15 protein-coding genes are annotated in these 18,229 nt (G+C 73.5%); 8 read left to right on the top strand and 7 right to left on the bottom strand.

Features of this window, described 5'->3' with window-relative positions:
* Nucleotides 1-152: 152 nt before the first annotated feature.
* On the top strand, nucleotides 153-2,645 hold the full coding sequence (locus tag IE170_RS30305) for a DUF6185 family protein (RefSeq protein WP_189812676.1): 2,493 nt from the start codon (nucleotides 153-155) through the stop codon (nucleotides 2,643-2,645).
* Between the two features lie 8 nt (nucleotides 2,646-2,653).
* On the opposite strand, the gene IE170_RS30300 is transcribed toward IE170_RS30305, so the two are convergent.
* Both IE170_RS30300 and IE170_RS30295 read right to left on the bottom strand, forming a co-directional pair.
* Entirely contained in the window at nucleotides 2,654-2,899 is a 246-nt protein-coding gene (locus tag IE170_RS30300; RefSeq protein ID WP_189812716.1) for a hypothetical protein, read from the bottom strand.
* 145 nt (nucleotides 2,900-3,044) lie between these two features.
* Nucleotides 3,045-3,485 carry a hypothetical protein gene (locus IE170_RS30295; RefSeq protein WP_189812675.1) on the bottom strand — a complete coding sequence of 147 codons (441 nt, stop codon included), beginning with the start codon at nucleotides 3,483-3,485 and terminating at the stop codon, nucleotides 3,045-3,047.
* A gap of 218 nt (nucleotides 3,486-3,703) precedes the next feature.
* On the opposite strand from IE170_RS30295, the gene IE170_RS30290 reads away from it, so the two are divergent.
* The 4 genes from IE170_RS30290 to fxsA all read left to right on the top strand — a co-directional run bounded on the left by IE170_RS30290 (nucleotide 3,704) and on the right by fxsA (nucleotide 7,689).
* Nucleotides 3,704-4,144, top strand: coding sequence for an Lrp/AsnC family transcriptional regulator (locus IE170_RS30290; RefSeq protein ID WP_162793337.1), 441 nt, complete (start codon nucleotides 3,704-3,706; stop codon nucleotides 4,142-4,144).
* Nucleotides 4,145-4,234: 90 nt separating this feature from the next.
* Complete coding sequence (locus IE170_RS30285; protein WP_189812674.1) at nucleotides 4,235-5,878, top strand: amidohydrolase; 1,644 nt, start codon at nucleotides 4,235-4,237, stop codon at nucleotides 5,876-5,878.
* 293 nt (nucleotides 5,879-6,171) lie between these two features.
* The gene (locus IE170_RS30280; RefSeq protein ID WP_229885295.1) at nucleotides 6,172-7,014 is read left to right on the top strand and encodes a polyprenol monophosphomannose synthase; all 843 of its coding nucleotides are present in this window, start codon (nucleotides 6,172-6,174) and stop codon (nucleotides 7,012-7,014) included.
* Nucleotides 7,015-7,098: 84 nt separating this feature from the next.
* Nucleotides 7,099-7,689: an FxsA family membrane protein gene (gene fxsA / locus IE170_RS30275; protein ID WP_189812713.1), complete on the top strand. Its 591-nt coding sequence runs from the start codon at nucleotides 7,099-7,101 to the stop codon at nucleotides 7,687-7,689.
* Between the two features lie 116 nt (nucleotides 7,690-7,805).
* Here fxsA and IE170_RS30270 read toward each other — a convergent pair whose 3' ends face one another.
* The 3 genes from IE170_RS30270 to IE170_RS30260 all read right to left on the bottom strand — a co-directional run bounded on the left by IE170_RS30270 (nucleotide 7,806) and on the right by IE170_RS30260 (nucleotide 10,737).
* Nucleotides 7,806-8,180: an RNA polymerase-binding protein RbpA gene (locus IE170_RS30270; protein ID WP_007262928.1), complete on the bottom strand. Its 375-nt coding sequence runs from the start codon at nucleotides 8,178-8,180 to the stop codon at nucleotides 7,806-7,808.
* Between the two features lie 334 nt (nucleotides 8,181-8,514).
* Nucleotides 8,515-9,897: an MFS transporter gene (locus IE170_RS30265; RefSeq protein ID WP_189812673.1), complete on the bottom strand. Its 1,383-nt coding sequence runs from the start codon at nucleotides 9,895-9,897 to the stop codon at nucleotides 8,515-8,517.
* 66 nt (nucleotides 9,898-9,963) lie between these two features.
* Nucleotides 9,964-10,737 (bottom strand): glycerophosphodiester phosphodiesterase family protein, encoded by a 774-nt coding sequence (locus IE170_RS30260; RefSeq protein ID WP_229885294.1) that lies wholly within the window; start codon nucleotides 10,735-10,737, stop codon nucleotides 9,964-9,966.
* 182 nt (nucleotides 10,738-10,919) lie between these two features.
* Here IE170_RS30260 and IE170_RS30255 point away from each other — a divergent pair, with 182 nt between their 5' ends.
* A complete protein-coding gene (locus tag IE170_RS30255) occupies nucleotides 10,920-12,422 on the top strand; it encodes an SCO1417 family PLP biosynthesis transcription factor (RefSeq protein ID WP_189812671.1) in 1,503 nt (500 codons plus the stop codon).
* Nucleotides 12,423-12,434: 12 nt separating this feature from the next.
* Here the strand turns inward: IE170_RS30255 and IE170_RS30250 are convergent, their stop codons facing one another.
* Both IE170_RS30250 and IE170_RS30245 read right to left on the bottom strand, forming a co-directional pair.
* Entirely contained in the window at nucleotides 12,435-14,024 is a 1,590-nt protein-coding gene (locus IE170_RS30250) for a hypothetical protein (RefSeq protein WP_229885293.1), read from the bottom strand.
* Nucleotides 14,025-14,066: 42 nt separating this feature from the next.
* Nucleotides 14,067-14,261: a hypothetical protein gene (locus tag IE170_RS30245; protein ID WP_030162614.1), complete on the bottom strand. Its 195-nt coding sequence runs from the start codon at nucleotides 14,259-14,261 to the stop codon at nucleotides 14,067-14,069.
* A 312-nt stretch (nucleotides 14,262-14,573) separates the two neighbouring features.
* On the opposite strand from IE170_RS30245, the gene IE170_RS30240 reads away from it, so the two are divergent.
* Together IE170_RS30240 and IE170_RS30235 are read left to right on the top strand one after the other, a co-directional pair.
* Complete coding sequence (locus IE170_RS30240) at nucleotides 14,574-14,996, top strand: ankyrin repeat domain-containing protein (protein WP_189812670.1); 423 nt, start codon at nucleotides 14,574-14,576, stop codon at nucleotides 14,994-14,996.
* Between the two features lie 340 nt (nucleotides 14,997-15,336).
* Nucleotides 15,337-16,734 carry a HEAT repeat domain-containing protein gene (locus IE170_RS30235; protein ID WP_189812669.1) on the top strand — a complete coding sequence of 466 codons (1,398 nt, stop codon included), beginning with the start codon at nucleotides 15,337-15,339 and terminating at the stop codon, nucleotides 16,732-16,734.
* Nucleotides 16,735-18,229: the final 1,495 nt, after the last annotated feature.

Here is an 18,229-nt window from a genome sequence, read left to right as displayed (position 1 = left end):
GGCCCCCTACCGCACCGGCCGTCCGGCCCCCGGCAGGGGGCCGGCGGCCTCGCCCCGCCGGGTGAACCGCCCTCGGCCGCCGGAGTGGACCCGCCCCCTCAGTGCCGCGTCGCGGGGCGCCACCCGGGCCGAGCGGGGAAGATCCTGACGGGGTGACCCAGCTCAGACGCTCCGCGCTGATCCTGCTGCACATCCTCCTCCTGACGCTGCCCGCCCTCGCCACCGCTGCGGCCCCCGCCCACGCCGCACCTGCGAAATCCTGCCGCCCGGACCAGCTCAAAAGCGCGACGGTGAAGGCCGGGGCCGAATTCAAGCACCGCGGCACGGACAACAGCATGCTCCGCAGCACCATGGACATCACCGTCCCGGCAGGCTGGGAGCACGCCTCCGACCTCCTCCTCGACGCGCACTCACCGGACCACCGCTACGCGCTGCGGTGTCTGGTGGGGAAGGATCCCACCAAAGAGAACAAGGTGGATAACGATTACGAGTGGCGCCTGAAGCCCCTCGTCGTGAAGGCTTACGACAAGCATGTTGCGGTTCACTATGAGGCCGTCACATGGATCAAATCAGTGAATCCGTACAACACCGGCCCCTGGGTCCTTTTTCCGGAAGACGACGAATGGCTCATCCGCCTGCGGGCGTCTCCGAACATTGCAGGGGCGCGGTGGGAGGAGGTCTATCTCCGCCTCGGAGGACCCGGGGCGCTTTCGGCGAGCCCTCCTCCGGAGTTCGGAGAGGGTGGGGCGGTGCTCACGTGGCGTGGCGAGCAACCGGCACCGGCAGTTCGCGTCAGCTTCCACCAGCCGACGGCGCAGTATTGGAACGCGGTTGCCGAGTCGGAGCACCTCGCGTGGGCAGTGTGGGGGCGCAAGGGGGCGTCCGGCGCATTCTCGTACGTGGCGACGGCAGTGCTGCTGCTCGTAGTCGGCAAACGGCTGGGAGGGGGGCTGAAACGCAAGCCCATGCCGCAGGACGCCTATGCACTGAGAGTTTTGCGTGTCTGGGCCTTCCTGATGATCGTGTTCGGTCTGCTTGTCCATCTGGGTGATGACGCCAACAGGTCGATGAGACGATTGCTGGGCCTCGCCGGGGATCACGGGGAGGCAGTAGGCCTCTTCACCCTCGCCGCGCTGGGGCTCGTCCTTTGCGTGTTCGGTGGACTGAAGAAGCAGGCTCTCGCTGCCGCGGGCGCCTTCTTCGGGCTGCTGGTGGCCCTGTACGTGACCTCCCAGTACTTTGAAATTCCCATCCTGCCCACCGTTGAAGTGGCCACGCCCCTGAAGTCGCACTGGATGGTGAGCGTCTTCTACACGGCGGCGATCGCCGTGTGCTGCCTCGGAATGATCGCAAGTGCTGAGCGCGTGCTCTTGATGGGGGAGAAGCGGTTGCCCGCGTGGGTCATGGTGGCCTCAGCCACTGCCACAGCACTGTTGATGACGCTGTGGGCGTACATCGCGATCCATCGGTCGTGGGAGCGCGTGAGTTGGCTGCTCGAGCCGGACAGCCCTGAGCAGGAACAAGCCTGGAAATGGTGGCTCAGTTTTGGATGGGTGCGGCTTCCGGGCGATGCTCTGTACTCCCTGCTATCCCTCTCGGCCGTACTTGCGCCCTTGGCTTTGATCGGCGTACTTCGCGTCTGCCGGAGGGAGAAGTTCGAGCCTGAATCTTTCACTCCCACTCAGTCGGAGAGTTTCCTCCTGATTTCCCTCTTCGGTATCGTTGCAGCCGGCGAGGTCTGGTATTTCGGATACTCCGGGTACCTGCTGGGGTTGCTCCTGGTGCTGGTGGCAGCCTGGGGAGTCGTGGCCCTCGGTTCCCGCCTCTCCGTTCTCGGCAAGCTGTCCGTTGGCGACGCGCCCCTGGGAAGTGTCATCTCCCGAACCGACCGGTCGGATGTGCTGCGCCTTGCACGCCACTTCCGAGAGTTGCAATCGCGGCTGCACCGCCTCAGCGCCAGTACCCCGTCCGAGCGGTCCGCTGCGCAGGAGGCGATCGAGGCCGAGATCGACCGGCTCGACCATGCCCTTCCGGAAGGTGTGAGACCGGCAGACCTGCCCTTTGCCTGCGGGCCGATGGACACGTGGTGGGGGAATGCGTGCAGGGGTGCCATGATCGCCTGCTTCGTAGGTCTCCCCGCCACGGGCCTCATGTATTGGAAGGAGACGGTCAGCGGGGAATTCTGGGTATTCGTCACGGAAGAGCCGGCCGGATTCCTGACAATCCTTGCGAACATCGTCTCCTGGCAGGTCACCTGGGTGATGGGTGGCTTCGTCCTCGGCGCCTTGTGGCGTTCCCTGCCCGGGCGGCGCGGGCCGACGAAGGCGTGCTGGGTCGCCGCGGTCTTCGCGGTTCCCGTGCTGACCAGTCACCTCATCGTCCGGGCTGTCGGGCAGGACGAGGGAGGTGTCGTCGCGATCATCGCGACGTTCGCCTCGGTCATGACTTTCACCGGCTTCGCAATGGACGTGCAGACGTTCCGGGGAGAACGCCGCTACTGGTCGACCAATGCCAGCCTCGTCGCGTACGTCTACCAGATGCGCATCGCCTCGGTGGCCTTCTTCCTGGCGCAGCTCGTCGCGCTCGCCACGATCTGGAAGACGTTCCAGGACGGCGGCCCTTCAGGCCCCTCCGGCGGCCCGTAGACACGGCGTTACGGCTCGAAGAGCGGCCCCGTCGGCCAGATGGGGGAGCCTGCCACGCGGGACCACTCCGGGTCGGGGCGGCCCGGGAGGGTGCGGCCGTCGGCCGTCCAGTGGTCCAGCAGGGCCCGGTAGATCGGCGGGTCGGGCGGCGGCTGCTGCTGCCGCTGCTGTTGGCGAACCGATTCTTCGAAGCGGTGGAGGACCGCGTGCCGCCGCCGGCCCGTTCTCGGCGCGGAGGTGTCGAGTGCGCTCATACGGGGACCAACGCGCCGCCGGTGCACCGGTAATCGCACGCGGCGCCCGGGGATCCGTTCGAGACGTCCCCGGCGGCGGACCCCTGACCGGTCGTCACCGGCAGAACCGGCGGCCCGGGCGCCGCAGCGGCCCGGGCCGACGGGATCAGGCCGCCTGGGCGTGCCCGCTGCGCTGTGGCAGCACCGGCGCCGCCCGACGCACCGGCCGCGACCCCGGGCCGCCGACGTGCGAGAACGGCTGCGTACGCCAGTCCAGGCCCTGCGGCAGCGCCAGCATGACGACTTCCAGCTCCGGGGACTCCTGCGCCCCCGCGCCCGCCGCCGGCAGGGCCTCGCCGACCGGCCGGCCCGTGCCCGCGCAGACGGTGAGCCCGAACGGGTTCCACGGCGTCAGGCACAGGGCGTGCTCCGGCAGGTGCTCCTCGTCCGCGACGAGGGCGATCGACTGGCCGCAGTCGGGGCAGACCGCGTGGCGGACCTCGAAGCCCTCGGCGTCGTCGAACCCCTCCGCGTCGTCCGCGAAGACGGGACCGCCGGGATCGAGGGGCTCCGGCTCGGTGCGGCCGGCGCGCTTGGTGTTCTGCATGGATGTACTCCCCCTTGGGTGGGCCGGGCGGGCAATGTTCTTCGGCCTCGGCCACACGGAGCACTTCCCGCCGCGCGGCACGAGTAACCACGACAACCCGCCGCAGTAGGGCATACCCTTGTGGCTTTGGTCACATGCCCGCCGCAGGTGCCACTTGTGGGCGGACAGCACTGTGCCGGGGACCCCCTCGGGCCGTAGGTTGAACGGCTATGAGCGCAATGGAGGAGCTGGACCGCCAGATCGTGGATCTGCTGGTGCGGGACGGTCGGATGAGCTACACGGACCTCGGCAAGGCCACCGGCCTGTCCACGTCCGCGGTCCACCAGCGGGTACGCCGCCTGGAGCAGCGCGGGGTCATCCGCGGCTACGCGGCGGTCGTCGACCCCGAGGCAGTCGGGCTGCCACTCACGGCCTTCATCTCGGTGAAGCCGTTCGACCCGAGCGCCCCCGACGACATCGCCGAGCGCCTCGCCGGCGTACCGGAGATCGAGGCCTGCCACAGCGTCGCCGGCGACGAGAACTACATCCTCAAGGTGCGGGTCGCCACCCCCCTCGAACTCGAGGACCTCCTCGGCCGCCTCCGGGCCCTCGCCCACGTCTCGACCCGCACCACCGTCGTCCTCTCCACCCCCTACGAAGCCCGCCCGCCCCGCATCTGAGCCCCCCGCGCCGCCGCACCGGCGCGGACGGCCCCCGCCGTGCCGGGGGCGGGGTCGAGGCGCCGCAGCGCAGCGGCGAGACTTGTCCCCATGACTGACCGCACCGCCCACTCCGCCGACGCCGCCGGAGCCCCCGCCCAGCCGGCCCCCGACCGGACCGTCCTCCTGCGCGGCGGCGAGGTCCACAGCCCCGCAGACCCGTTCGCCACCGCGATGGTCGTCGAACGGGGCCACGTCGCCTGGGTCGGATCCGAAGGCGCCGCCGACGCCTTCGCGCAGGGCGTCGACGAGGTCGTCGACCTCGACGGGGCGCTCGTCACACCCGCCTTCACCGACGCCCACGTCCACACCACCTCCGCCGGCCTCGCCCTCACCGGCCTGGACCTGACCGGCGCCGCCTCACTGGAGGAGGCCCTGCGCCTGGTCCGCGAGCACGCCCGGCGCCGCCCCGACGACCGCGTCCTGCTCGGCCACGGCTGGGACGCCGCCCGCTGGCCGGAGCGCCGCGCGCCGCGCCGCGAGGAGCTCGACGAGGCCGCCGGCGGCCGCCCCCTCTACCTCAGCCGCGTCGACGTCCACTCCGCCGTGGCGACCACCGCCCTGCTGGACCTCGTGCCCGCCGTCACCTCCCGCGGCGACGAGCCGCTGACCCGCGACGACCACCACGCCGTCCGCCGGGCCGCCCTGGCCGCCGTCACCCCCGCCCAGCGCGCCGAGGCCCAGCGCGCCGCCCTCGACCACGCCGCCTCCCTCGGCATCGGCTCCGTCCACGAGTGCGGCGGCCCCGACATCTCCTCCGCCGAGGACTTCACCGGCCTGCTCGACCTCGCCCGCGAGCGGCCCGGCCCGCGCGTCTTCGGCTACTGGGCCGACCGCGACCTTGAGCAGGCCAAGGCCCTCGGCGCCGTCGGCGCCGCCGGCGACCTCTTCGCGGACGGCGCCCTCGGCTCCCACACCGCCTGCCTGCACAGCCCGTACGCCGACGCCGGCCACACCGGCACCGGCTACCTGGACGCCGCCGAGATCGCCGCACACGTCGCCGCCTGCACCGAGGCGGGCCTCCAGGCCGGCTTCCACGCCATCGGCGACGCCGCGCTCACCGCCGTCGTCGACGGCTTCCGCGCCGCCGCCGACCGGGTCGGCCTCGCCCGCGTCCGCGCCGCCCGGCACCGCGTCGAGCACGCCGAGATGATGACCCCGGCCACCATCGCCGCCTTCGCCGAGTTCGGCCTCACCGCGTCCGTCCAGCCCGCGTTCGACGCGGCCTGGGGCGGCGAGGACGGCATGTACGCCGACCGGCTCGGCGCCGAGCGCGCCCGCACCCTGAACCCGTTCGCCGCCCTGCTCAAGGCCGGCGTGCCGCTCGCCTTCGGCTCCGACGCCCCCGTCACCCCGTTCGACCCGTGGGGGACCGTCCGCGCGGCCGCCTTCCACCGCACTCCCGAGCACCGCATCTCCGTCCGCGCCGCGTTCACGGCGCACACGCGCGGCGGCTGGCGGGCCCTCGGCCGCGACGGCGCGGGCACCCTCGTCCCCGGCGCACCGGCCGACTACGCGGTCTGGCGCACCGGCGAGCTCGTCGTCCAGGCCCCCGACGACCGGGTCGCCCGCTGGTCCACCGACCCCCGCTCCGGCACACCCGGCCTGCCCGACCTGACGCCCGGCCGCGACCTGCCCGTCTGCCTGGCCACCGTCGTCGGCGGCCGGGAGGTTTTCGTACGGCCACAGGGGTGATCCCGCGGGCAGCGGCTCGGCCCGGCGGGCCCGTCCCGGATAGGTTCGGCCGGGCCCGCCACCGGACGGCCGCACCGCGCTGATCCGCCCTGCCCGACGCGCCCGCGCCTCGGGGGCGACGGAAGGCCCGCCGGGCGGCGGTGGCCCGGCCGGGCCCCGCGGTCCAGTAGACAACGGTCACGCAAGACCCGCAGCCGCGGGCACCCGGACCGGCCCGAAGGACCGCGGGGCCCGGCCACTGTTCTAAAGTCGTCCTCTGTGACAGGACGTACGAGCACACGAAGGCGGACCCAGTGAGCGGCGACGGCGGACAGCGGGCCCACGGGCCGCTCGGCACGGCCTTGGTGATCATCCCGACCTTCAACGAGGCGGAGAACATCGGGCCGATCGTCGCCCGCGTGCGCGCCGCCGTGCCCGAGGCGCACATCCTGGTCGCCGACGACAACAGCCCCGACGGCACCGGCAAGCTCGCCGACGAGCTCGCGGCCGGCGACGACCACGTGCACGTCCTGCACCGCAAGGGCAAGGAAGGCCTCGGCGCCGCCTACCTCGCGGGCTTCGCCTGGGGCCTGGAGCGCGACTTCGGCGTCCTCGTGGAGATGGACGCCGACGGCTCCCACCAGCCGGAGGAGCTGCCCCGGCTGCTCACCGCGCTGGCCGGCGCCGACCTGGTGCTGGGCTCCCGCTGGGTGCCGGGCGGCCGGGTGGTCAACTGGCCGAAGAGCCGCGAGTTCCTCTCCCGCGGCGGTTCGACGTACTCGCGGCTGATGCTGGACGTCCCGATCCGGGACGTGACCGGCGGCTACCGGGCCTTCCGGCGGGAGACGCTGGAGGGGCTGGGCCTGAAGGAGGTCGCCTCCGCCGGGTACTGCTTCCAGGTGGACCTGGCCCGGCGGGCCGTGCGGGCCGGGTTCCGGGTCGTGGAGGTGCCCATCACGTTCGTGGAGCGCGAGTTCGGCGACAGCAAGATGAGCCGGGACATCGTGGTCGAGGCGCTGTGGCGGGTCACCCAGTGGGGGCTGCAGTCGCACGCCGCCAAGCTGATCGGCCTCGACAAGGGCCGTGACAAGGAGCGTGGCGAGGGGCACGGAAGGGGTCGCGACGAGGGCCGCGGCAAGGGGCCGGGCGGTTCCTGACCGGCCCGGCCGGGCCCCTAGGGGACGCCCCCGACCTGCGGTTGAGGCCGCACTTACGCCGTTGCGGGCACACTGGATGCCATGATGACCGGCTCTTCCCCCGCTCCGACGGCCGCCGCCCGGCGGCGCAAGCCCGCCCGCACGTTCCTGCCCCTGGCGGTCGCCGCCTGGCTGATCCTGGAGATCTGGCTGCTGGGCCTCGTCGCGGACGCCGCCGGCGGCCTGGCGGTCGCGGCGCTCGTCGCGGGCGGGATCGTGCTCGGCGCCGTGGTGGTCAAGCGGGCCGGGCGCCGCGCCTTCCGGAACCTCGCCGACACCTTCCAGCAGGCCCAGGCCTCGCCGGAGGCCCAGGCCGCGCAGCCGTCCGCGGGCCGCCGGCCCGGCTCGGGCAACGCCCTGACGATGCTGGCCGGCCTGCTGTTCATGCTGCCGGGCCTGGTATCCGACGCGGCGGCGCTGCTGTTGCTGCTGCCCCCGGTCCGCGCCTGGGCCGGCCGGCGGACGGCGCGCTCTCTGGAGCGCCGGATGAACGCGGCGCAGGCCGGCACCTTCGCCGACGCCTTCCAGCAGGCCCGCATCCGCCACCCCGACGGCAAGGTCGTCCCGGGCGAGGTGGTCCGGGATGACGCGCCGCAGGAGCCGGGCCCCGGCCACCGCCCGCCGCTGACTCCCTGACCGGCCGCGTCCGAACCGGGCACGCCCCGGATCCGGACGCGGCCGGGCAAGCCCGAGGGGCCCCCGCCACGGTGTGGCGGGGGCCCCTCGGGTCGTACGTACTGCGTGTCCGGCCGTCAGGCGGACTTGCGGCTGTCGCGCGGGTGCACGGCGATGTTCATGGCGCCGGAACGCAGGACGGCCAGCCTCTCGGCCAGCACCTCCTCCAGTTCCTCGCGGGTGCGCCGCTCCATGAGCATGTCCCAGTGCGTTCGCGCGGGCTTGCCCTTCTTCTCCTCGGGCCCGTCCCCGTCCACGAGGAGTGCCATGGCGCCGCACGCCTTGCACTCCCACTCCGGCGGAATCTCTGCCTCAACCGAGAACGGCATCTCGAATCGATGTCCGTTCTGGCATGCGTACTCCACCGCCTGGCGCGGGGCCAGATCGATGCCGCGGTCCGTCTCGTAGCTGGTAACCACGAGCCGCGTACCGCGGAGAGCTCGCTCACTCATGAATCGTGCCTCCCGGGCTTGTCGCCCACAGGACAGGTGTCGCTGTCGTCGTCATCCGGTCAACGTCCGGTCGGCGGTATAGATTCCCGCTCCGGGTGATGCGTCGCCCGTCGTGCCGCCCCTTGTTGTACCCACCAATGCCCGTTTTGTCACATCTGGCAGCAGATGTCACCCAACGTCTTCACTTCTGCGGCACGCAGTAACGGTCCGCCTGGCAGGCCAAAGGCGTACACTACCGGCCTCGCGCCGCCACGTCGAAATCCGTTCGGAATTCGCATGCGCATCCGGCCTCCTGCCGCCCCGCGGCCCCACCGCGGACGTGTCCCGATCCACGTCAGATCCGGTCGGGAACAGGATTGCCCGCCGCCTCCACCGCGCGCCGCATCGGCACCCGCGCCAGCAGCACGAAACCCAGTGCGAAGAACACCACCAGCGAGATGATCGCGTCCCGGTAGCTGCCCGTCACCTGGTACGTCAGGCCGAAGACCAGCGGCCCGATCCAGCTCAGCCCCCGGTCGCTCATCTCGTAGGCCGAGAAGTACTCGGCCTCCTTGCCCGCCGGGACCAGCTGGGAGAACAGCGAGCGCGACAGCGCCTGGCTGCCTCCGAGCACCAGCCCGATCATCGCGGCGAGCGCGAAGAACCACCCCGGCGTCCCCGCCGGCAGGAAGTAGCCCGCGAGCAGCGTCAGCGCCCACGCCGCCAGCGACCCCAGGATCGTCCGCTTCGCACCGAACCGCCCGGCCAGCCGGCCCATTCCCAGCGCGCCCGCCACCGCCAGCACCTGCACGAGCAGCACCGCCGCGATCAGCGTCGACTGTTCCAGGCCCAGCTCCTCCGCGCCGTACACCGACGCCTGGGAGATCACCGTCTGCACGCCGTCGTTGTAGACCAGGTACGCCAGCAGGAACGACAGCGTCAGCGGATACTTCCGCATGTCCTTGAACGTCGCCACCAGCTGCTTCCAGCCGCTGACCGCCGGCCCGGCACCCGGGTCCCGCACCACCGCACGGTCCCGCAGCCGGCGCAGCGGCACCAGCGCGAACGCCCCCCACCACACGCCCGCCGACGCCAGGCAGATCCGTATCGCCATGCCCTCCGACAGTCCGAAGGAGTCGTGCCCCAGGTACAGGCCCAGGTTCGCCACCAGCATCAGCGAGCCCGCGGTGTAGCCGAACGCCCAGCCCCGCGAGGAGACCGCGTCGCGCTCGTCCGGCGTGGAGATCTGGGGCAGGTAGGCGTTGTAGACCACCATCGACACCGACAGCGAGGCGTTCGCCACGACCAGCAGCAGCCCGCCCAGCAGGTACCGCTCGCCCTCGAGGAAGAACATCCCCGTCGTCGCCACCGCACCCGTGTACGCCGCCGCCGCGAGCAGCGGCTTCTTGCGGCCCGTCCGGTCCGCCAAGGCACCCACCAGCGGCATCACCAGCACCGCCAGCACCACCGACGCGGACACCGAGTACGCGAAGAACGACCCGGCCCACACGGGGATCCCCAGCGGGTGGACGAACCCCTCCGCGTCGGCGGCCGCCTTCGCCACCGACGTCAGGTACGGCCCCAGGAACAGGGTGAGCACGCTCGCCGAGTACACGGACACCGCGAAGTCGTAGAAGTACCAGCCCTGCTGCTCGCGCTTGCGCCCGGCGGCCTTGGCCGCCGCCGCTCTGCCGCCCTCGGCGGCGGGATCCGCCCCGTCTGCCGTCTGCGCGCTCATGGGCGCCCCCTCGCTGGTCCCCGTCACCGCACGGCCGCCGGACGCGGGCGCGGCCGCCCGCGGCCGTCAGGCCCAGGCCCCGCGCCGGTCCAGCACCGTGCGCAAGATGTCGATCCGGTCGGTCATGATGCCATCGACTCCCAGGTCGAGGAGAGCTTCCATGCGTTCCGGTTCGTTCACGGTCCACACGTGCACCTGCAGGCCCCGCGCGTGCGCCGTCCGCACGAACCGCCGGTCCACCACCCGGAAGCCGCCCTGCGTCTCCGGCACCTGCGCCGCCACCGCGCCCGCGCGCAGCGCCGCCGGGATCGCCAGCGAGCGCAGCCGCAGCCCCACCACGCCGCGCACCCCGTACGAGGTCGCCAGCCGCGGCCCGGCCATCCGCTGCGCCCGGGCCACCCGGCCCTCCGAGAACGAGCCCACGCACACCCGGTCCCAGACCCGCGCCCGGGCGATCAGGTTCAGCAGGGGATGCAGCGCCGACTCCGCCTTCACGTCGACGTTCCAGCGGGCCTCCGGGAACTCCTCCAACAGCTCCTCGAACAGCACCAGCGGCTCGCTGCCGCCCACCCGCACCGCCCGCAGGTCCCTCCAGTACCGCTCGGCGATGCGGCCCCGGCCGTCGGTGACCCGGTCCAGCGTCGCGTCGTGGAAGGCGACGAGCTTCCCGTCCGCGGTGGCGTGCACGTCCGTCTCGAAGTACCGGTAGCCCGCACCGGCGGCCCGGCGGAACGCCGCGGCCGTGTTCTCCAGCCCGTCCGCGGCGCCGCCCCGGTGGGCGAAGGGGATGACCGGGCCCGGGTGGTCGAGGTACGGGTGGCGAAGGAGTACGTCTGTCACCGCCGCAGTATGCCCCCTCCGCAGCCCGGACCGCCGCCCTCCGGAGCCGTGGCCTGCGCCTCCGGCGCGCCCCGGCCCTGGCCCGGCCGGCACCGGCATGGCAGGCTGGACCCCGCGACCGATCCAATTCCCGGCCGCCCGCGCACCCGGGGTGGCCAATCCGACGAAAGTGGACCGACGACATGGCGGAGTGGACTTCGGCGGTGGGCGCCTCCCAGCTCGCCCGGCTCATCACCTCCCAGCAGCAGCGGCCCGGCATCCCGGGGGCGCGCAAGCCCCCCGCGTACCGCTCCCTGGCCGACGGCATCCGCCTCCTCGTCCTCGAAGGGCGCGTGCCCGTCGCCGCGCGCCTCCCCGCCGAGCGCGAGCTGGCCGCCGCGCTCGCCCTCTCCCGCACCACGGTTGCCGCCGCGTACGAGGCCCTGCGCGGCGAGGGGTTCCTCGAATCCCGCCGCGGAGCGGGCAGCTGGACGTCCGTCCCCGCCGGCAACCCGCTGCCCGCCCGCGGACTGGAACCCCTCCCGCCGGAATCCCTCGGCTCCATGATCGACCTCGGCTGCGCGGCGCTCCCCGCCCCCGAGCCCTGGCTGACCAGGGCCGTCCAGGGCGCCCTGGAGGAGCTCCCGCCGTACGCCCACACCCACGGCGACTACCCCGCCGGCCTCCCCGCCCTGCGCCGCATGCTCGCCGACCGCTACACCGACCGCGGCATCCCCACCATGCCCGAGCAGATCATGGTCACCACGGGGGCGATGGGCGCCATGGACGCCATCTGCAGCCTCTTCGCGGGCCGCGGCGAGCGCATCGCCGTCGAATCCCCCTCCTACGCCAACATCCTCCAGCTCATGCGCGCCGCCGGACTGCGCCTCGTCCCCGTCGCCATGGCCGACGGCCTCACCGGCTGGGACCTGGCCGTCTGGCGGCAGGTCCTGCGCGACGCCGCCCCCCGCCTCGCCTACGTCGTCGCCGACTTCCACAACCCCACCGGCGCCCTCGCCTCCGCCGAGCAGCGCCGCGCCATGGTCGAGGCGGCCCGCTCCGCCGGCACCGTCCTCGTCGTCGACGAGACCATGGCCGAGCTCGGGCTGGACCCCGGCCTGGACATGCCCCGCCCCGTCTGCTCCCACGACCCGGCCGGCTCCACCGTCATCACCGTCGGCTCCGCCAGCAAGGCCTTCTGGGCCGGCATGCGCATCGGCTGGGTGCGCGCCGCCCCCGACGTCATCCGCAGCCTCGTCGCCGCACGCGCCTACGCCGACCTCGGCACCCCCGTCCTGGAACAGCTCGCCGTGAACTGGCTCATGCGGACCGGCGGCTGGGAGGAGGCCGTCGCGCTGCGCCGCGAACAGGCCCGCGAGAACCGCGACGCGCTGGTCGCCGCCGTCCGCCGGGAACTGCCCGACTGGGAGTTCGAGGTGCCGCAGGGCGGCCTCACCCTGTGGGCGCGGGCCGGCGGTCTCTCCGGCTCCCGCCTCGCCGAGGTGGGGGAGCGGGTCGGCGTACGCGTCCCGTCCGGGCCCCGGTTCGGCGTCGACGGCGCGTTCGAGGGATACGTACGGCTGCCGTTCACCGTCGGCGGGCCCGTCGCCGACGAAGCCGCCGCCCGCCTCGCGGCTGCCGCCCGGCTGGTCGGCACCGGCGCCGGCGGCAGCGGGGCCGAACCGCCCCGCACGTTCGTCGCGTAACCGCCCGAGCGGCTACGGGGCCGCCTCCGGCACCGGTTCCGCACCCTGGGCCCGACCCGGCGCCTGCGCCCGGACCTGCCCCGGGCCGCCCGGACCCGACCGCCCCGGCAGCAGCTCCAGCACCGCCTGCCGGTGCGCCGGGTGCGCCGCCTCGTCGTACGGGTCCGGGGTGGCCGGCACCTGCAGCCGGTGCACCGGCCCCGACCCCAGCCGGACGTATCCCCGCCCCGGCGGGACGTGCGCCGTCGGCGTCGTGTGCGGCGGCAGCCCCAGCACGTCCGCCACCTGCTGCACCGACACCGCGCCCAGCACCACCCGCGCCCGCGTGTGCTGCCACACCGTGTCGTCCAGCAGCTCCAGGTGGTCGAACTGCTCGGCCACCACCACCGTCACGTGCGCCGCCCGCCCGTGCCGCAGCGGCACCTGCAGCCGCGCCAGCGGATCGGGCGCCCCCTCAGCCGCCGCCAGGTGCGCCAGCACCGTCGGCCGGTCCATCAGGATCCACAGCGGCCGCCGCTCGTCCTCGGAGACCGTGCCGCCCGTCTCCCGCGCCCGGTGTGCGGCGATCAGCCGCCGCTCCGTCTCGTGCGCCGCCCACTCCAGGGTCGCCAGCGCCCCGGCGGGCCCGCCCTCCACCGCGATCACACCGGCGCGCCCGGCCAGGCACGCGTACTCCCCGGTCCCGCCGCCCTCCACGACCAGCACGTTCCCGCCGTGCCGCAGCGCCTGCAGGGCGACCGACCGCAGCAGCGTCGACGCACCGCTGCCGGGGTGGCCCACCGCCAGCAGGTGCGGCTCGGTGGAGCGCGGCCCCGTCCGCCACAGGACCGGCGGCACGTCGCGCTGCTCGCCGTCCTCCGAAACGGGCAGGGTGCGCCGCACTCCGTCCGCGTCCGTGAAGCCGAGGACGGTCTCGCCGGGCGCGGTGACGAACGGCTGCGCCGCGATCCCCGTCGGCAGCGCCGGCAGCACCCGCAGGTCCAGCCGGTTCCCCTCCTCGTCCCAGTCGAACAGGTACTCCCGGCCGCGCCCCGACTTCGCGTGCAGCAGCGTCTCGATACGGGCCCGGGAGGCGGCCTCGCCGTCGGTGAAGTACGCCGGGTAGCGGATCCGGAGCCGGGTGAGACGGCCCGACTCGTCGAACGCGTGGTCGCTGAACGCCCGCTCCCAGCCCGCCCCGTGGGCGAAGAGCGGCTCGGGGTCCTCGGGGACGGAGAAGTAGGGGACGAGCGCCTCGTACAGGGAGCCGAGCCGCTCCGCCTCGGCGGGCGCGGGCCCCGTCTGCACGGGGGCCCGCTCCCGCCCCCGCCAGGCCGCCGCCGCCATCAGCGCGGCGAGGGCCAGGGCGGGCCCGTACGGGGCGACCGCGACGACCAGGACGCAGGCCGCGCCGAGGAACAGCGCGGGACCACGCTTGTCCTTCGGTGTCGCGGCCCACCTGGCCCGCCCGGCGGCCGCCAGGATCCGCAGCCCGCGCCCGATGACCAGGAGCGGATGGAGGACGTCCGTGGCGCCGTCGGCGGCCTTGCGGACGAGGTCGCGCCCCCGGGCCGCCGACAGCTTGCCGCCGGAGGGGAAGCGGGGGAGGGGGAGCCGGGCCACGGTCGTCTCCTGTGGTTCGGGTGCGGCGGGGCGGGCGGGCGGCTAGAGCTTGATCCCGCCGAGCAGGCTCGCGAGGCTCGCCGTGCTCGCCGTGATGCTCGGCGCGATGGCGGACCCGGCGAGGAAGAAGCCGAACAGCGCGCAGACGAAGGCGTGCGACAGCTTCATCCCGTCCTTCTTGAAGAAGAGGAACGCGATGATGCCGAGCAGGACCACGCCCGAGATGGAGAGGATCATGTGAGTTCTCCTGGTGAGTGGGGGACAGTCACCATCAGTTGTCCCTACCTCACAGGAAGTATCAATGCGATAAAAGGTGCATCCGGGTGAATTCGTCGCTCTTTCACTTGACCGGACCATCCCCGCTGGCGAAGACCCGCCGCCGACGCTGTGCCCGACGGCCGCCCCGCACCGCCCGAACCCCGGACGCACCCCCGTCCGCGCAGGTCGGGGCGCTACGCTGGCGCTCACCCGTACGGGCGCGCACCCACCGCGCCGCCCTGCGGGCCACGACCACGACCCGCACCCCGAGCGAAAGGCGGCAACCGACCGATGAGCGAGCACCAGCCCACCGACGGCGGCTCCCAGGGCGCCCCGGACGAGGACGTCATCGAGCTGGCCACCAAGGTCTTCGACCTCGCCCGCCAGGGCGAGACCGAGACGCTCGCCGCCTACCTCGACGCGGGCGTCCCCGCCAACCTCACCAACGACCGCGGCGACACCCTCGTCATGCTCGCCGCCTACCACGGCCACGCCGACACCGTCACCGCCCTCCTCCAGCGCGGCGCCGAGGCCGACCGCGCCAACGACCGCGGCCAGACCCCCCTCGCCGGCGCCGTCTTCAAGGGCGAGGAGGCCGTCATCCGCGCGCTCCTCGCCGGCGGCGCCGACCCGCGCGCCGGCACCCCGTCCGCCGTGGACACCGCCCGCATGTTCGCCAAGGCCGACCTGCTCGAACTCTTCGGAGCGAAGTAGTCCGTTTTCGGTCGTGACCTGGCACGGCGTGACCGGCCGCCCACCTCACGGGTTGGTCACGGCGGCCGTAAATGTGGTCGCGGCACACAAACCGGCTGGGTCATCATGGCGTCGGATTCGATTCGTGAGCTCGGCAGACGGGCAGGAGGGGCTGGACACGAAGCGTGTCCGACCCCCATCCCTGCGGAACCGGCCGCCAGGCCGCGAAGCACCGACGAGAGTGAGAAGGCAATGGTCTACATCGAGCGGAACAAGACGGCGAACGTCCTCACATGCTGTTACGCGGCCCTGTGAACCCCGATTCCCGGTTGCGTCCCCAGCTTGATGTGAGGCCATTCCCATGTTCGAACCAGTCATAGCGCCAAGCGGCACCCTGCTCGGCCTCCTCCAGCGGGGCCGCGGCGACGGCACCCTGCACGCCCTCGCGGCCCCCCGGCCCGAAGCCCTCCAGGCACTCAACGAGTGCGTGCTCCGTGACCCGCGCCAGGACTGGCAGGTCGAGAACCGCTCCCTCTACTACGCCCGCCTGTACCTCGACCTGGACGGGCCCCTCGGCGAGATCGAAAGCCACCTCTTCAGCGCCGACGACCTCGTCGACGACTCCGAGCACCGCACCGGCCTCGCCCTGTCCGTCCTCGGACACCTCGCCTCCTACGGCCGCGACGACGCCCTCATGCTGCTGCGCCGCTACGCCGCCTCCGGAGCCAACTGGGCCTGGGCCCTCGACGAGCTCGCCCTGCGCGACGACGACGAGGGACTGCTCTCCCTCGCCGCGCCCGTCCTCGCCCGCTTCCCCGACACCCCCGAGGGTGAGGCGCGGCTGGCCGCCGCCGTCCGCGACGCCTACGAGCCCCGGCCCTGGTGCCTGTGGGAGGAGACCCCCGAGCACGGCGCCCGCCTCGGCGCCGCACGCCGCCAGGGCTCCTTCGACCGCTGGCAGCGCCAGCTCACCCCCAACGGCCCGCGCCCCGGCTGGGGCGTCCTCGCCGTCTTCGACTGGGCCGCCGAAGGGTTGCGCCGCGGCACCCCCCTGCACGTCCCCGCCGCGCGCTGTCTCGCCGCCGTCGCCTCCCCCGAGGACCGCGGCACCATCCTGGCCGCCGCCGCCGGAACCCTCGGCGACGCCGCCCGCGCCACCGCCCTGCACCACCTGGTCGTCGCCGAACCGGAGAACCCCGCCGTCCTCGACCTCATCGAAGCCGCCGCCGACGAGCCCGCCGTCGCCGCCTACGAGCGCATGTGCGGACCCGCCGCCCTCGAACGGGCCCGCGGCTGGGTCCACCGCCCCGACGCCCTCGGCGAAGCCGCCGCCGCACTCCTCGCCGCCCACGGCGGCCCCGACGACGCCCCCCTCGTCCTCGGCGCCCTCCGCGACACCGTCCGCGGCTCCGGACCCGACTCCCGCCGCCTCTACGCCCTCGTCGACGGAGCGGGCCGGCTCTCCATCGGCTGCGCGGCCCCGGTGCTGCGCCACATCTACCGCGAAACCGCTTCGTCCCACCTTCGCGGCCGCGCGGCCCGCGCCCTGGCGGGCACGGACCCGTCCTTCGCCGCGGGCTTCGCCGTCGAGTGCCTGTGGGACTGCGAGGAGACCACCCGCGAGGTCGCGGCCCGCCACGCCGAAACCGCAGACGTCCGAGTGGCCCCCCGCCTCCGCCGCCTGGCGGCGGACCCGGCGGAGGAGGAGGACGTCCAGTCGGCAGTCCGCAGCCGCATCACCCCGGAATCGGCGGTGTAGACGGCACGACGGCCGCGGCGGACACGGGAACGGCGCCCCCATCGGGGGGCGCCGTTCTTTGTGTGGGGGAGGGCGGAGGGGGTAGCCGACCGGTCGGGGACCGGACGGCGGCGGGGGGTGGGGGTTGGCGGTAGCCGATGGGTGGGGGGCCGCAAGGCGACGGCGGGGGTGGGGTTGGCGGTAGCGGTGGGTCCGGGACGGACGGCGACGGCGAGGGTGGGGTTGGCGGTAGCCGGCCGGTCGGGATCAGGGGTGGGGCTGGGGGTGTCCCCGGCAGTTGATGGTGTCCGGGGCGGGCCGGTCCCTCAAGGGCGCTCCTCCTTCGTCGTCGCGTCGCTGCGCGATGGCCCTTCGGGCCACCCTTGACCGACCGACCCGCCCCGGAGGCATTTTTTTCTGCCGGGGCCGCCCCCGGGGAATGACCCTGGAGGGACGAGCCCTGTGGGGCGGGAGCGAGACGGCCTGGCCCCCGCTCCGGGGGCCACATCCGGCCCTCCCGGCATCAGCCGACCCGTCGGCGGAGGCCGGGAAGGCCGTACCCGCAGGAAACGACGACCAGAGCATCATCCGGCGACAGGAGCGCGACAGATCGCTACGTGGGCGTCCCCGGCTTGGCGGCCGTCGGCCGTCAGGGGCTGGGCGGCGCCCCAGATCGCTACTTGGGCGTCCTTTGTCCGGCGGCAAGCGCCCGTCACGGGCAGCGCAGCGCGCCGATCGCTGCGCGTTCCTGTCTTCTCCGCGACCGTCGGCCGTCTCGGGGCGAAGAGGCGCCATGCCCGCTCCGCGCCTCGCACATCGACATCTGGGCCCTGTAGCGGTCTGTCGCGTTTGTTCGCCCCGGACGTCCTGCGGCCGCTGAAACGTCGACATGTGTGGCGGTCTGGGGCGCTGCGCACCCGACGCGGTCAGTCGCTTGGCAAAGAGAGCACATGTAGCGACCTGGGGCGCTGCCCAGCCCCTGACGGCCGCAGGACGCTGAGCCGACGACGTCCACGTAGCGATCTGAGGCGCTCCTGTCGCCCGATGATGCTCTGGGCGTTGTTTCGTGACGTCCCAGCCACCGGCTTCCGCCGACGGGTCGGCTGATGCCGGTGGGCGAAAGGGGCACCCGGGGCGGGGGACCGGGCTCTGTGATCCTGCCTTCTGCGGCTCGTCCCTCCAGGGTCATTCCCCGGGGGCGGCCCCGGCAGAAAAAAATGCCTCCGGGGCGGGTCGGTCGGTCAAGGGTGGCCCGAAGGGCCATCGCGCAGCGACGCGACGACGAAGGAGGAGCGCCCTTGAGGGACCGGCACGCCCCGGACACCATCAACTGCCGGGGACACCACCGGCAACATCCCTGATCCCGACCGGTTGGCTTCCGCCAACCTCACCCCCGTCGTCGCCGTCCGGCCTCGACCGGTTGGCTTCCGCCAACCTCACCCCCGTCGTCGCCGTCCGGCCTCGACCGGTTGGCTTCCGCCAACCTCCCCCCGTCGTCGCCGTCCGGCCTCGACCG

Origin of the sequence: Streptomyces toxytricini, assembly GCF_014649915.1 — a bacterium.
In the GTDB taxonomy this organism is placed as follows: Bacteria; Actinomycetota; Actinomycetes; order Streptomycetales; family Streptomycetaceae; genus Streptomyces; species Streptomyces toxytricini.
The sequence above is the reverse complement of the archived record's forward strand: the minus strand, read 5'-3'. Positions and strand labels throughout refer to the sequence as shown.

Bases quoted from the DNA above. Each gene is read 5' to 3' on its own strand.
- IE170_RS30300 (WP_189812716.1), bottom strand. From the start codon at position 2,899: ATGAGCGCACTCGACACCTCCGCGCCGAGAACGGGCCGGCGGCGGCAC.
- IE170_RS30295 (WP_189812675.1), bottom strand. From the start codon at position 3,485: ATGCAGAACACCAAGCGCGCCGGCCGCACCGAGCCGGAGCCCCTCGAT.
- IE170_RS30290 (WP_162793337.1), top strand. From the start codon at position 3,704: ATGGAGGAGCTGGACCGCCAGATCGTGGATCTGCTGGTGCGGGACGGT.
- IE170_RS30285 (WP_189812674.1), top strand. From the start codon at position 4,235: ATGACTGACCGCACCGCCCACTCCGCCGACGCCGCCGGAGCCCCCGCC.
- fxsA (WP_189812713.1), top strand. From the start codon at position 7,099: ATGACCGGCTCTTCCCCCGCTCCGACGGCCGCCGCCCGGCGGCGCAAG.
- IE170_RS30270 (WP_007262928.1), bottom strand. From the start codon at position 8,180: ATGAGTGAGCGAGCTCTCCGCGGTACGCGGCTCGTGGTTACCAGCTAC.
- IE170_RS30265 (WP_189812673.1), bottom strand. From the start codon at position 9,897: ATGAGCGCGCAGACGGCAGACGGGGCGGATCCCGCCGCCGAGGGCGGC.
- IE170_RS30255 (WP_189812671.1), top strand. From the start codon at position 10,920: ATGGCGGAGTGGACTTCGGCGGTGGGCGCCTCCCAGCTCGCCCGGCTC.
- IE170_RS30245 (WP_030162614.1), bottom strand. From the start codon at position 14,261: ATGATCCTCTCCATCTCGGGCGTGGTCCTGCTCGGCATCATCGCGTTC.
- IE170_RS30240 (WP_189812670.1), top strand. From the start codon at position 14,574: ATGAGCGAGCACCAGCCCACCGACGGCGGCTCCCAGGGCGCCCCGGAC.
- IE170_RS30235 (WP_189812669.1), top strand. From the start codon at position 15,337: ATGTTCGAACCAGTCATAGCGCCAAGCGGCACCCTGCTCGGCCTCCTC.